The organism is Pseudomonas sp. AC172 (genome assembly GCF_979258595.1).
Genome location: NZ_OZ409868.1, coordinates 4,883,385 through 4,895,816, shown reverse-complemented (window position 1 = coordinate 4,895,816; position 12,432 = coordinate 4,883,385). Strand labels below are relative to the sequence as shown.

The 12,432-nt window shown below is 61.1% G+C and carries 14 protein-coding genes; 11 read left to right on the top strand and 3 right to left on the bottom strand.

All coding sequences use genetic code 11. From position 1 onward, the window contains the following. Window positions 1–321: 321 nt before the first annotated feature. From ACZ0A4_RS22125 to madM, 10 genes are all read left to right on the top strand, one after another. The gene (locus tag ACZ0A4_RS22125; RefSeq protein WP_463576376.1) at window positions 322–687 is read left to right on the top strand and encodes a DUF6124 family protein; all 366 of its coding nucleotides are present in this window, start codon (window positions 322–324) and stop codon (window positions 685–687) included. A gap of 297 nt (window positions 688–984) precedes the next feature. After that, window positions 985–2,655 (top strand): malonate decarboxylase subunit alpha, encoded by a 1,671-nt coding sequence (gene mdcA / locus ACZ0A4_RS22120; RefSeq protein ID WP_007913685.1) that lies wholly within the window; start codon window positions 985–987, stop codon window positions 2,653–2,655. Then, window positions 2,655–3,527 (top strand): triphosphoribosyl-dephospho-CoA synthase, encoded by an 873-nt coding sequence (locus ACZ0A4_RS22115; protein ID WP_463576375.1) that lies wholly within the window; start codon window positions 2,655–2,657, stop codon window positions 3,525–3,527. The genes mdcA and ACZ0A4_RS22115 overlap by 1 nt, the downstream gene beginning before the upstream one ends. Then, window positions 3,527–3,826 carry a malonate decarboxylase subunit delta gene (locus tag ACZ0A4_RS22110; protein WP_007913697.1) on the top strand — a complete coding sequence of 100 codons (300 nt, stop codon included), beginning with the start codon at window positions 3,527–3,529 and terminating at the stop codon, window positions 3,824–3,826. The genes ACZ0A4_RS22115 and ACZ0A4_RS22110 overlap by 1 nt, the downstream gene beginning before the upstream one ends. Continuing rightward, entirely contained in the window at window positions 3,819–4,670 is an 852-nt protein-coding gene (locus ACZ0A4_RS22105; protein ID WP_463576374.1) for a biotin-independent malonate decarboxylase subunit beta, read from the top strand. Before ACZ0A4_RS22110 ends, ACZ0A4_RS22105 begins: the two co-directional genes overlap by 8 nt. After that, window positions 4,667–5,452 carry a biotin-independent malonate decarboxylase subunit gamma gene (mdcE, locus tag ACZ0A4_RS22100; protein WP_463576373.1) on the top strand — a complete coding sequence of 262 codons (786 nt, stop codon included), beginning with the start codon at window positions 4,667–4,669 and terminating at the stop codon, window positions 5,450–5,452. The genes ACZ0A4_RS22105 and mdcE overlap by 4 nt, the downstream gene beginning before the upstream one ends. Beyond that, window positions 5,446–6,066: a malonate decarboxylase holo-ACP synthase gene (locus ACZ0A4_RS22095; protein ID WP_463576372.1), complete on the top strand. Its 621-nt coding sequence runs from the start codon at window positions 5,446–5,448 to the stop codon at window positions 6,064–6,066. Before mdcE ends, ACZ0A4_RS22095 begins: the two co-directional genes overlap by 7 nt. Further along, entirely contained in the window at window positions 6,063–6,983 is a 921-nt protein-coding gene (gene mdcH / locus ACZ0A4_RS22090) for a malonate decarboxylase subunit epsilon (RefSeq protein ID WP_463576371.1), read from the top strand. The genes ACZ0A4_RS22095 and mdcH overlap by 4 nt, the downstream gene beginning before the upstream one ends. Window positions 6,984–7,048: 65 nt before the next feature. After that, a complete protein-coding gene (gene madL / locus ACZ0A4_RS22085; RefSeq protein WP_016984760.1) occupies window positions 7,049–7,441 on the top strand; it encodes a malonate transporter subunit MadL in 393 nt (130 codons plus the stop codon). A gap of 5 nt (window positions 7,442–7,446) precedes the next feature. Continuing rightward, window positions 7,447–8,211 (top strand): malonate transporter subunit MadM, encoded by a 765-nt coding sequence (gene madM, locus ACZ0A4_RS22080; protein WP_016984761.1) that lies wholly within the window; start codon window positions 7,447–7,449, stop codon window positions 8,209–8,211. A gap of 213 nt (window positions 8,212–8,424) precedes the next feature. Here madM and ACZ0A4_RS22075 read toward each other — a convergent pair whose 3' ends face one another. Next, the gene (locus tag ACZ0A4_RS22075; protein ID WP_034153639.1) at window positions 8,425–9,345 is read right to left on the bottom strand and encodes a LysR family transcriptional regulator; all 921 of its coding nucleotides are present in this window, start codon (window positions 9,343–9,345) and stop codon (window positions 8,425–8,427) included. A 142-nt stretch (window positions 9,346–9,487) separates the two neighbouring features. Here ACZ0A4_RS22075 and trhA point away from each other — a divergent pair, with 142 nt between their 5' ends. After that, a complete protein-coding gene (trhA, locus tag ACZ0A4_RS22070; protein ID WP_047596560.1) occupies window positions 9,488–10,105 on the top strand; it encodes a PAQR family membrane homeostasis protein TrhA in 618 nt (205 codons plus the stop codon). Between the two features lie 50 nt (window positions 10,106–10,155). Here trhA and ACZ0A4_RS22065 read toward each other — a convergent pair whose 3' ends face one another. Together ACZ0A4_RS22065 and ACZ0A4_RS22060 are read right to left on the bottom strand one after the other, a co-directional pair. Beyond that, the gene (locus ACZ0A4_RS22065) at window positions 10,156–10,875 is read right to left on the bottom strand and encodes a 16S rRNA (uracil(1498)-N(3))-methyltransferase (protein ID WP_077574885.1); all 720 of its coding nucleotides are present in this window, start codon (window positions 10,873–10,875) and stop codon (window positions 10,156–10,158) included. A 143-nt stretch (window positions 10,876–11,018) separates the two neighbouring features. After that, complete coding sequence (locus ACZ0A4_RS22060) at window positions 11,019–12,425, bottom strand: adenosylmethionine--8-amino-7-oxononanoate transaminase (protein ID WP_463576370.1); 1,407 nt, start codon at window positions 12,423–12,425, stop codon at window positions 11,019–11,021. Window positions 12,426–12,432: the final 7 nt, after the last annotated feature.

Sequence of the window (12,432 nt, the reverse complement as noted above, 5' to 3'; positions counted from 1 at the left end):
GGTGTTACGGCTCCCTAGCCTACGAATCCTTGCGCCGCTGCCTACGCATGTACCAGAATCCGCCGGCTTGTGCGCCTTGGGCTGGCTGCGTAACTTGATTCCGTCACTGATTTCCAGTGATCGGGTTTAGTAGCCCGTCATATTTGGGGCGTATAGCTCATCAGACAGTCAGGTACTCCATACCTGCACTTTATGGTGGTTGTGCGCAGGGCGCCCTCGGGCGCGCCGGTTTCCCAGATCCCCGGTCTACTAACCTGCGCACAGCTGCCTCCACTTCTTTTAGTAGAGAAGCGGTGGCTAGCCCAAATGAGGATCTGGTAAATGTTCAAAGTAACGCCTAACCCGCCGGTCACCGACCCGGCATCCCCCTACGAATCCCCCGATTCGAAGAAATTCCACGAAGCCGCCGAGCGCGCCCTCGACCATTACCTCGGCCCGACCAACGCCGACCTGATGGCCACGCCCTACACCCCCAACACGCTGTACATGGCCAATCCCAATGCCGACACCGAATCCCTGCTGGCCGACGCCAGCGAAACCCTTGGCTCGGCTACGGTTATGCTCAACAACCATGCGGCAATGGTGGAAGGTACGCACCGCAAGACTGTGCAGGGTATTGCGCAGGTGGTGATGGTGGCGGAGATGGCGGTGAATCGTGTTTTGGATAAGTTGGTGCCGACGGAGTAGCAAAAAAGCCCGACCCTCACCCCAGCCCTCTCCCGGAGGGAGAGGGGGCCGACCGAGGTGTCTGGCGTTGTACATCGACCTGAAATACCCCGTCGATTATGGATTCGGTAAAGCACGATCAGGTCGGCGTATCCCTTGAGCATCTCTCAATCAGTCCCCTCTCCCTCCGGGAGAGGGCTAGGGTGAGGGCGCTCTTGATCGTTACCCTGAGCGTAATGATTCACCACCGCGCTTGATTGATGCCCCCACCCCACACGCCTACCTTAGCTCCACGACAGCGAACCCCGTGGAGTGAGCATGACAACAACAATTTCCCCCGACTCGCGCTGGACGCGGCGGCGCGATGAGAAGCAGCGCCGCCTCGACAAGGTGCGCGGGCTGGCCGACGGTGTGGTGTTGCCCACCGACAAGATCGTCGCCGCGCTCGAAGCGCTGATTCATCCCGGCGACCGCGTGGTACTCGAGGGCAACAACCAGAAGCAGGCGGATTTCCTCTCCCGTTCGCTGGCCAAAGCCGACCCGGAAAAGCTCCACGACCTGCACATGATCATGCCCAGCGTCGGCCGCTCCGAGCACCTCGACCTGTTCGAACGCGGCATCGCCCGCAAGCTCGACTTCTCCTTCGCCGGCACCCAAAGCCTGCGCATCAGCCAGTTGCTCGAAGACGGCTTGCTCGAAGTCGGCGCGATTCACACCTACATCGAACTCTACGCGCGGCTGGTGGTGGACCTGATCCCCAACGTCGTGCTCTCAGCCGGTTTCATGGCCGACCGCGCCGGCAACATCTACACCGGCCCGAGCACCGAAGACACCCCGGCATTGATCGAACCGGCCGCGTTCAGCGACGGCATCGTCATCGTCCAGGTCAACCAATTGGTCGACGACGTCAGCGAACTGCCGCGCGTAGACATCCCGGCGTCGTGGGTCGATTTCGTCGTGGTCGCCGACAAGCCGTTCTACATCGAACCGCTGTTCACCCGCGACCCACGCCACATCAAGCCTGTGCACGTGCTGATGGCGATGATGGCGATTCGCGGCATCTACGAAAAACACAACGTGCAGTCGCTCAACCACGGCATCGGTTTCAACACCGCCGCCATTGAGCTGATCCTGCCGACCTACGGCGAATCACTCGGCCTCAAAGGCAAGATCTGCCGCAACTGGACGCTCAATCCGCACCCGACATTAATCCCGGCGATTGAAAGTGGCTGGGTCGAAAGCGTGCATTGCTTCGGCACCGAACTCGGCATGGAAAACTACATCGCCGCGCGGCCCGACGTGTTCTTCACCGGTCGCGACGGCTCGCTGCGTTCCAACCGGATGTTCTGCCAACTCGCCGGGCAGTACGCGGTGGATCTGTTTATCGGCGCGACGCTGCAAGTCGATGGCGATGGCCATTCCTCGACCGTCACCCGTGGCCGTCTCGCCGGTTTCGGCGGCGCGCCGAACATGGGCCACGACCCGCGCGGTCGTCGTCACGGCACGCCGGCGTGGCTGGACATGCGCCACGACGACTCGCAGCAACCGATGCTCGAACGCGGCAAGAAACTTGTGGTGCAAATGGTCGAGACGTTCCAGGAGGGTGGCAAACCGACCTTCGTCGAAACCCTCGACGCGGTGGAAGTGGCGAAGAAAAGCGGCATGCCGCTGGCGCCGATCATGATCTACGGCGACGACGTCACCCACCTGCTCACCGAAGAAGGCATCGCCTACCTGTACAAGGCACGCTCGCTGGAAGAGCGCCAGGCGATGATCGCTGCGGTCGCCGGCGTCACCGCCATCGGCCTGCGCCACAACCCGAAAGACACCGAACGCATGCGCCGCGAAGGCCTGATCGCCTTGCCCGAAGACCTCGGTATCCGCCGCACCGACGCCACCCGCGAATTGCTCGCAGCGAAGAGCGTGGCCGATCTGGTCGAGTGGTCCGGCGGCCTGTACAACCCGCCCGCCAAATTCAGGAGCTGGTAATGCACGCATTCAACCTGCAAGCGAAACCGCTGTCCCTGGCTGATCGATTGGCTGATCTGGCGGTGGACGCGCTGATTGACGAAGCCGATCTGTCGCCGAAACCGGCGCTGGTCGACCGTCGCGGCAATGGCGCGCACACCGATCTGCACCTGGGCCTGATGCACGCGTCGGCGCTGTCGTTGTGGCCGGCGTTCAAGGAAATGGCTGAAGCGGCGGTAGAAATCGGCGAAGTCGATTCTACGCTGCGCGAAGCGATTGGCCGCATCGGTCGCGAAGGCGAGCAAGCCATGCTTACGACCACCAACGGTGTGAACACGCATCGCGGGGCGATCTGGGCCTTGGGATTATTGGTGACCGCCGCTGCGCTGGAGCCACAATCCTCTAGTGCCAACGAAGTCTCTCTGCGCGCTGCACGTTTGGCCTTGCTGGATGATCGCCACGCCCCCAAACCCTTGAGCCACGGCGCGCAAGTCGCCCTGCGTTACGGCGCTCGCGGCGCTCGTGAAGAAGCGCAACTCGGCTTCCCTTCAGTGCTGCAACGCGGTCTGCCGCAACTCAAACTCAGCCGCGCCAACGGCCATGGCGAACAGAACGCCCGGCTCGACGCTTTGCTCGCAATCATGACCAACCTCGCTGACACCTGCGTGCTCTACCGCGCCGGCGAAGAAGGCCTGCACGCCATGCAACACGGCGCGCAAGCAGTGCTCGACGCCGGTGGCAGCGCCAGCCTCAGCGGTCGCCGCCGGCTGCACGAACTGGATCAACAACTCATCGCATTGAATGCCTCGCCCGGTGGCGCCGCCGACTTGCTCGCCGCCACGCTGCTGCTCGACCGTATCGAGCACAACGGCATCCTTCAGGGAGCGTTTTGATGGAAACCCTATCGTTTGAATTCCCCGCCGGGCAGCCGCCACGCGGTCGCGCGCTGGTCGGTTGTGTCGGCTCGGGTGATCTGGAAGTGCTGATCGAACCGGGTCTGGCCGGCAAGCTGACGATCAATGTGCAGACTTCGGTCAACGGTGCGCAGCTGCGCTGGCAGCACCTGTTTGCACGGATGTTCGACGGCACCACGCCGCCGGCCATGGCTATTGATATCCACGATTTCGGCGCGACGCCGGGGGTAGTGCGGTTGCGTCTGGAGCAAGGTTTCGAGGAGATCGGCCATGACTGACAGCGCCGCGTTGCTCAACAAACACAGCTTCGTCGAACTCGGCGCGCGGCAACGGGCGAAAGCCTTGCTCGATACCGGTAGCTTTCGTGAATTGCTCGATCCGTTTCAACGGGTGATGTCGCCGTGGCTCGAACGTCAGGGCGTGGTGCCGCAGGCCGATGACGGCGTGGTGATCGCCAAGGGCAGCCTCGATGGTTTGCCGGTAGTCATTGCTGCGATTGAAGGTGCATTTCAGGGCGGCAGCCTTGGCGAAGTCGGCGGGGCGAAGATTGCCGGCGCGCTGGAACTGGCGGCTGAAGACAACCGCAAAGGCATTGCGACCCGCGCGGTGTTGCTGCTGGAAACCGGCGGCGTGCGCTTGCAGGAGGCCAATCTCGGGCTGGCGGCGATTGCTGATATTCATGCGGCGATTGTCGATTTGCAGCAGTACCAACCGGTGGTCGGCGTGGTCGCGGGCAGCGTTGGGTGTTTTGGCGGCATGTCGATTGCTGCTGCGCTGTGCAGCTATTTGCTGGTGACTCAGGAAGCGCGCCTTGGTTTGAACGGCCCGCAGGTAATTGAACAGGAAGCGGGGATCGAGGAATACGACTCGCGCGACCGTCCGTTCATCTGGAGCCTGACCGGTGGCGAGCAGCGTTTCGCCAGTGGTCTGGTCGATCGTTATGTCGCTGATGACGTGGCGAAGATTCGGCAGCAGGTCGGCGAATTGCTCCAGCAAGGTTTGCCGGCGCAGCCACGCAGCCAACGCGCCGAGTGGTTTTTGCAACGCCTTGTCAGTCTGAACACTGACCCGCAAATCGAACCGTCGGTGGTTCGCGATCTGTATCAAGGAGAGCGCTCATGAGCGGTTATTCACTGCGCGGTTTGAACTGGTTCAACGCCTTGAGCGTGGGCGCTGTGTTGGTCGAAGGACTGCCGGCCTCGTTGAAGGTGGCTGACGGTGAGCTGGGGCGTTTTATCGCTGTGGTCGCCGACCCGGACAATCGTTTCCCTCGCGCTCGCAATGGTGAAGTCGGTTTGCTTGAAGGCTGGGGGTTGGCCAAGGCTGTGGATGATGCGATCACTGCTGATTGTGACAAGGCGCAAAAGCGCCCGATCATCGCCATCGTCGATGTGCCGAGCCAGGCTTACGGTCGCCGTGAAGAAGCGCTCGGCATTCATCAGGCGCTGGCCGGCGCTGCAGACAGTTATGCCCGCGCGCGTTTGGCCGGGCATCCGGTGATTGCGCTGTTGGTGGGCAAGGCGATGTCCGGGGCGTTTCTGGCGCATGGTTATCAGGCCAATCGGTTGATCGCGCTGCGTGATCCGGGCGTGATGGTGCATGCGATGGGCAAGGCGTCGGCGGCGCGTGTGACCTTGCGCAGCGTCGAAGAGCTGGAAGCGTTGGCCGCCAGCGTGCCGCCGATGGCCTATGACATCGACAGTTATGCGAGCCTCGGATTGCTCTGGGAAACACTTTCGGTGCAACGGATTGAGCAGCCGACGGCGGAGGATCTTTCGAGGGTCAACGAGTGCCTGAAGCAAGCCATCGGCGATGTCTCCAGCACTGACTTGAGCAATCGCCTCGGCGCGAAAAATCGTGCGGCCTCCAGCAAGGTTCGCGAACTGCTGAGGGCGCAGTGGTGAACACGCCTCTGGCCCACGATCTGCTCTGGGGCATGACCCCGGCGCAGTTGCCGGCGGATGCGCCGCTGTGGGCCGTCGAGTCGCTGGCCGCCGGGCAACCGGTGGTGGTGCGGCGCGCGTTGAGTGCTGAAGGTTTTGTCGCGGTCGGCGTGCGCGGTGTGTTGCGCGAGCAGCGGTTGGCGGCGTTTATGGCACTGGATTCGATTGCCTGTCGGGTCAGTCCAGAAGCGCTTTGTCATGTCGATTGCGAACGCGATCTGCCAGTGATGCAGGCGCTCAAACAACTGCGGCCGATGCTCGACGATTGCGGTTGGGTCTGGGGTGTCAGCGGCAGTGTCGGGTTTGAATTGGCCAGTGGTTTTACCGCGATGCACGTGGCCAGTGATCTCGATCTGATTCTGCGGACACCGCAACTGATCACGCGTAATCAGGCACGCAAACTCGTGGAGCTTTTCGATCAAGCCGTGTGCCGGGTCGATATGCAATTGCAGACGCCGTTCGGTGCGGTGGCTTTGCGTGAATGGGCCAGCGGTTCGGCGCGTGTGCTGCTGAAAAATGCTTATCAGGCTTGTCTGGTGATCGATCCGTGGAATCCGCAGGAGCAGGCAGCGTGAGCAGTCTGCTGGTGTTTCCCGGCCAGGGCGCACAGCAAGCGGGCATGCTTCAGAGCTTGCCTCGGGAGACCTTGGTTGAGGCCAGCGATGTGCTTGGCGAAGATGTTTTGCTGCTGGATTCCAGCGATGCGTTGCGCACGACAAGGGCGGTTCAGCTATGCCTGCTGATCGCCGGAGTCGCTGCTTCGCGGCAACTGTTGCAAGACGGACTCACGGCGGATTACGTCGCCGGCCTGTCCATCGGCGCTTACCCGGCAGCTGTAGTTGCGGGCGCTGTGAGGTTCAGCGATGCGCTGCATCTGGTCAGCCTGCGCGGTGAACTGATGCAGCAAGCTTATCCACAGGGCTACGGCATGACCGCGATTATCGGCCTGCAGTTATCCACCGTCGAAACGCTGCTGGCGCAGGTGCACGGCGAGGGTTCGCCGGTGTATCTGGCCAACATCAATGCCGATAACCAGGTGGTGATTGCCGGCAGTGACGAGGCTATGCAAGCCGTGGCTGAACTGGCGCGCAGTCGTGGCGCCGGTCTGGCGAAGCGCCTGGCAGTGAGTGTGCCGTCGCACTGTCCATTGCTGGAGAAACCGGCGCAAACCCTCGTCGAAGCCTTCGCCAAGGTTGAACTGAAAACTCCGAAAATCGCCTACCTGAGCGGCAGTCGCGCACGGCCCGTGACCAAAGTAGAAGCGCTGCGCGACGACCTCGCCTTCAATATGTGCCGTGTGGTGGACTGGCGCGGCACCGTGCAAAGCGCCTACGAGCGTGGCGTACGTTTACAGATCGAACTGCCGCCCGGTGCGGTGCTGACCGGGCTGGCGCGCCGGGTGTTCGAGCAGGGCACGGTCACTGCCTTCGACAGTGCGCGTCTCGACACCTTGCAGGCGCTGTTGCGTGAGGAGGGTGGCCGCCAACTCTAAAACCGCCGACTCAAGCTTCGAACAACAAAAACAACATTCGACGATGCACTTTGAGGACTACAACAATGATTATTTACGGTGTGGCGTTTCTCGCCTTTTGTACGCTGGTGGGTATTTGGGTCGGTGAGCTGCTCGGCAAGCTGATCGGCGTGCCGGCCAACGTCGGCGGTGTCGGCATTGCGATGCTGCTGTTGATCGGTCTGGGCAGTTATCTGAACAAAAGCGGCTGGCTCAAGGGCAAGACCGAGCAGGGCGTCGAGTTCTGGAGCGCTATCTACATTCCGATCGTCGTGGCGATGGCCGCGCAGCAGAACGTGTATGGCGCGCTCAAGGGCGGGCCAATGGCGATCCTCGCCGGGACGCTTGCTGTGGTGATCGCTTTTGCCCTGGTGCCTGTGCTGACGCGCATGGGCAACAAGGAGCAGACCCCGATCGCTCCAGCCAAGACTGCGGGGTAAGCGCCATGTACGAATCAATGATGAAAGTCATCACCGGCTACGGTTTGATCAGCGGCTTCCTGATTGTCGGCCTGACCATGTGGGTCTCCTACTGGATGTCCAACACCTTCACCAAGGGCCGCTTGCACGGTTCGGCCATCGCCATTCTGCTCGGGCTGGTGCTGTCGTATGTCGGCGGCGCGCTGACCGGTGGGCAGAAGGGCGTGGTGGATATTCCGTTGTTGTCCGGCATCGGCTTGCTCGGCGGGGCGATGCTGCGTGACTTTGCCATTGTCGCCACGGCATTTGGCGTGAGTGTCGATGAGCTCAAGCGTGCCGGGTTCGTCGGTGTGCTGGCGCTGTTTGTAGGTGTCGGCACGTCGTTTGTCGCCGGGGTCGGTGTGGCGATGGCGTTCGGTTATACCGACGCGGTGAGCCTGACCACCATTGGCGCGGGCGCGGTGACTTACATCGTCGGCCCGGTGACCGGCGCGGCGATTGGCGCCAGTTCCGAGGTGATGGCGCTGTCGATTGCGGCGGGGCTGATCAAGGCGATTCTGGTGATGGTGATGACACCGTTCGTGGCGCCGATGATTGGCTTGAACAACCCGCGCAGTGCGGTGATTTTCGGCGGTTTGATGGGCACGTCTAGTGGCGTGGCCGGCGGGTTGGCGGCGACGGATCCGAAGCTGGTGCCTTATGGGTGTCTGACGGCTGCGTTTTATACCGCGCTTGGGTGTTTGCTTGGGCCTTCGCTGTTGTTTTTGGCGATGCGCGGGTTGGTGGGTTAAATCGCTAAAAGCGGCCCTCACCCTAACCCTCCCGAAACGTCGGACCGCCCGTAGGGAGAGGGGACTGACCGAGTTGGATGTTGGAGGTACGCCGACCTGAAAGTCCTGAGTCGAACTCAGGTCTTGAAATCTCCCCGATCTGCTCCCTTTCCCCCTCGCCCCCTTGGGGGAGAGGGCTGGGGTGAGGGGGTAGCTGTTGATCTTGATCTTGATCTAAACCCCAGCCTGCCGATTGGCATACATCCGGCACTCCGCCAGCAACGCCAACAAATTCGGATCCCTCTCCTTGGCCTTCAAAAACACCACCCCAATGTGCTGCTGCAACCGGTACTTCTCCTGCAACGGAATCAGCTTCACCCGATTCTCATACACCGCCGCAATCCGCCCCGGCAGCAACGCATAACCCACCCCCGAACTGACCATGCTCAGCAGCGTGAAGATGTCATTCACCTGCATCGCCACCTTCGGCTCGAACCCCGCCTGCTTGAACACCCGGTTACCGTCCTGATGCGTCGCAAAGCCTTGAGTCAGTGTGATGAAAGTTTCATCGCGCACCTCGGCCAAATCCACTTCACTGCGCTGGGCGAACTTTGAATCCGCCGGGGTGGCGAGGAAGATGTCATCGGAGAACAGCGCAATCTGCTCGCAATCCGGGTCGTTGATGCTGTCGTCCAGCGACACCAGAATCGCGTCGACTTCCATGTTTTTCAGCTTGTAGAGCAGGTCGATGTTCGAGCCGAGGATCAGGTCGATGTTGAGTTCGCTGCGACGGATTTTCAGGCCCATGATCAGTTGCGGTACGGTTTTCACGGTCAGCGAATACAGGGATCCGAGTTTGAAACGTTCAGCAGAGAAGCCGGCGGCTTCGCGTGTAAGGCGCACGCTTTCGACGACGTCGTTGATCAATTTCTGTGCGCGTTCTTCGAGTACGTAGGCGCTTTCCAGCGGTGTCAGGTTGCGGCCTTCGTGTTTGAACAGCGGGCAACGCAGGGCGCTTTCAAGCGAGTGAATGGCGCGGTGCACGCTGACGTTGCTGGTCTGCAACTCGGCAGCGGCGCGGGCGAGGTTGCCGGTGCGCATGAAGGCGAGGAACACCTCGAGTTTTTTCAGGGTCAATTCTTCGTCGATCAGCATGGCGCGGACTCTTTTTGGTATCGGCCGATTGTGCCCAATTACCACGACGCGCGCAGGCTGGTGTTGAACAGAAACATTGCGCTTTTACGCTCAAGGCCCGAGCCTTGCGCGCTGCGGTAACGAATATTGAGGTGAGCGACACATGTATCACGGAGAAAAACTCAACGCCTGGACGCATCTGGTCGGGGCAGTGGCAGCGTTTATCGGCGGCGTCTGGATGCTGGTGATCGCCAGCCTCGACGGCAGCCCGTGGAAGATCGTCAGTGTGGCGATTTACGCGTTTACCTTGCTGGTGCTTTACAGCGCTTCGACCGTGTACCACAGCGTGCGCGGGCGCAAGAAAGCGATCATGAAGAAGGTTGATCACTTTTCGATCTACCTGTTGATTGCCGGCAGCTACACGCCGTTCTGTCTTGTAACGCTGCGCGGGCCGTGGGGCTGGACGCTGTTCGGGATTGTCTGGGGGCTTGCGCTGATCGGCATTCTTCAGGAGATCAAACCGCGTTCTGAGGCGCGGATTCTGTCGATCGTGATTTATGCGGTGATGGGCTGGATTGTGTTGGTGGCGGTCAAACCGCTGATTGCGGCGCTGGGTACGACCGGGTTTGCCTGGCTGGCGTCGGGCGGGGTTTTGTACACGGTGGGGATCATCTTTTTTGCCCTGGATCACCGGTTGCGGCATGCGCATGGGATCTGGCATTTGTTTGTGATTGCCGGGAGTTTGTTGCACTTTGTCGCGATTCTGTTTTACGTCCTCTAAACCGAATCATACCCAATCCCTGTGGGAGCGAGCTTGCTCGCGAAGAGGCCTTAGAAATCACCCCAAAGCTGTTGGGCCACCGCCAGTGCAACCACTGGCGCGGTCTCGGTACGCAACACGCGCGGGCCGAGGCGGGCGGCGTGGAAGCCGTTACCCTTGGCCTGCTCGACTTCCGCATCAGTCAAACCGCCTTCAGGCCCGATCAGAAATGCCAGAGTCGCCGGTTTGGCATGGCTCACCAACGGCTCCGCCACCGGATGCAACACCAGTTTCAACTCCGCTTCAGTCTGCTTGATCCAGTCCGCCAACAACATTGGCGGATGAATCACCGGCACCCGCGAGCGCCCACACTGTTCGCACGCGCTGATCGCCACCTGACGCCAGTGCAGCAGGCGTTTGTCGGCGCGTTCGTCTTTGAGGCGGACTTCGCAGCGGTCGCTGAAGATCGGGGTGATTTCATTCACGCCCAGCTCGGTGGCTTTCTGGATCGCCCAGTCCATGCGCTCGCCACGGGACAGGCCTTGGCCGAGGTGGATGTGCAGCGGCGATTCGACCTGACCGGCGAATTGTTCGTCGATCTGCACGGTCACGCGTTTCTTGCCGACTTCTAGCAGGGCACCGCGAAACTCATGGCCGGAGCCGTCGAACAACTGCACCGCATCGCCCTCGGCCATGCGCAGCACGCGGCTGATGTAATGCGCCTGGGCCTCCGGCAATTCGTGTTCGCCGGTGCTCAGGGGGGCGTCGATAAAGAAGCGGGACAGTCTCATTTCGGGTCTCTGGAAAGATGTGAATCAGGTGGATCGGAGTCGACTTCATTCGCGAGCAGGCTCGCTCCCACATTTGGAATGCATTCCCCTGTGGGAGCGAGCTTGCTCGCGAAAGCGGCAGTTCAGGCGCCACAAATTTTGAATCAGCCCGGGTCGCGGAAGCCGGGGTGGAAGTCTTTTGGCACGGCGACGCTGACGCTGTCACGGGTAGCAATGTCGATGCCTTCGCTGGCGACTTCGGCGAGGAAGTCGATCTGCTCCGGGGTGATCACGTACGGCGGCAGGAAGTAGACCACGCTGCCCAGCGGACGCAGCAACGCGCCACGCTCCAGCGCATGCTGAAACACCTTCAAGCCACGACGTTCCTGCCAAGGGTAGGCCTCTTTGGTGGCTTTATCCTTGACCATCTCGATGGCCAGGACCATGCCGGTCTGGCGCACTTCCGACACATTCGGGTGATCGACCAGATGCGCCGTCGCCGAGGCCATGCGCTGGGCCAGGGCCTTGTTGTTCTCGATGACGTTGTCCTGCTCGAAGATATCCAGCGTCGCCAGTGCTGCCGCGCACGCCAGCGGGTTGCCGGTATAACTGTGCGAATGCAGGAAGGCGCGCAAGGTCGGGTAGTCATCGTAAAACGCGCTGTAGACTTCATCGGTGGTCAGGCACGCGGCCAGCGGCAGGTAGCCGCCGGTCAGGGCTTTCGACAGGCAGAGGAAGTCCGGACGAATACCGGCCTGTTCGCAGGCAAACATCGTCCCGGTGCGACCGAAACCAACGGCGATCTCGTCGAGAATCAGGTGCACGCCATAACGGTCACAGGCCTCGCGCAGCAGCTTGAGATATACCGGGTGATACATGCGCATGCCGCCGGCACCCTGAATCAGCGGCTCGACGATCACTGCCGCGACGCTGTCATGGTTCTCTGCCAGGGTATGTTCCATGGCGGCGAACATGTTGCGCGAATGTTCTTCCCAGCTCATGCCTTCGGGGCGCCCATAGCAATCCGGGCTCGGCACTTTGATGGTGTCCATCAGCAGCGCTTTGTAGGTTTCGGTGAACAGCGGCACGTCGCCTACCGCCATCGCGGCCATGGTTTCGCCGTGGTAGCTGTTGGTCAGGGTGACGAAGCGCTTTTTGTTTGGCTGGCCGCGATTGAGCCAGTAGTGAAAGCTCATTTTCAGCGCGACTTCGATGCAGGACGAACCGTTATCGGCGTAGAACACCCGATTCAGGCCTTCCGGCGTCATCTTCACCAGACGCTCGGACAGCTCGATCACCGGTTGGTGGCTAAAGCCGGCCAGAATCACGTGCTCCAGTTGATCGACCTGATCCTTGATGCGCTGGTTGATGCGCGGGTTGGCATGGCCGAACACGTTGACCCACCACGAGCTGACGGCGTCGAGGTAACGCTTGCCTTCGAAGTCTTCAAGCCAGACGCCTTCACCGCGCTTGATCGGGATCAGCGGCAGCTGTTCGTGGTCTTTCATCTGGGTGCAGGGATGCCACAACACCGCGAGGTCGCGTTGCATCCACTGGTTATTCAGGCCCATTTACAGT

Bases quoted from the DNA above. Each gene is read 5' to 3' on its own strand.
- ACZ0A4_RS22115 (WP_463576375.1), top strand. From the start codon at position 2,655: ATGCACGCATTCAACCTGCAAGCGAAACCGCTGTCCCTGGCTGATCGA.
- ACZ0A4_RS22105 (WP_463576374.1), top strand. From the start codon at position 3,819: ATGACTGACAGCGCCGCGTTGCTCAACAAACACAGCTTCGTCGAACTC.
- ACZ0A4_RS22060 (WP_463576370.1), bottom strand. From the start codon at position 12,425: ATGGGCCTGAATAACCAGTGGATGCAACGCGACCTCGCGGTGTTGTGG.
- ACZ0A4_RS22125 (WP_463576376.1), top strand. From the start codon at position 322: ATGTTCAAAGTAACGCCTAACCCGCCGGTCACCGACCCGGCATCCCCC.
- mdcA (WP_007913685.1), top strand. From the start codon at position 985: ATGACAACAACAATTTCCCCCGACTCGCGCTGGACGCGGCGGCGCGAT.
- mdcE (WP_463576373.1), top strand. From the start codon at position 4,667: ATGAGCGGTTATTCACTGCGCGGTTTGAACTGGTTCAACGCCTTGAGC.
- ACZ0A4_RS22110 (WP_007913697.1), top strand. From the start codon at position 3,527: ATGGAAACCCTATCGTTTGAATTCCCCGCCGGGCAGCCGCCACGCGGT.
- madL (WP_016984760.1), top strand. From the start codon at position 7,049: ATGATTATTTACGGTGTGGCGTTTCTCGCCTTTTGTACGCTGGTGGGT.
- ACZ0A4_RS22075 (WP_034153639.1), bottom strand. From the start codon at position 9,345: ATGCTGATCGACGAAGAATTGACCCTGAAAAAACTCGAGGTGTTCCTC.
- trhA (WP_047596560.1), top strand. From the start codon at position 9,488: ATGTATCACGGAGAAAAACTCAACGCCTGGACGCATCTGGTCGGGGCA.
- madM (WP_016984761.1), top strand. From the start codon at position 7,447: ATGTACGAATCAATGATGAAAGTCATCACCGGCTACGGTTTGATCAGC.
- ACZ0A4_RS22065 (WP_077574885.1), bottom strand. From the start codon at position 10,875: ATGAGACTGTCCCGCTTCTTTATCGACGCCCCCCTGAGCACCGGCGAA.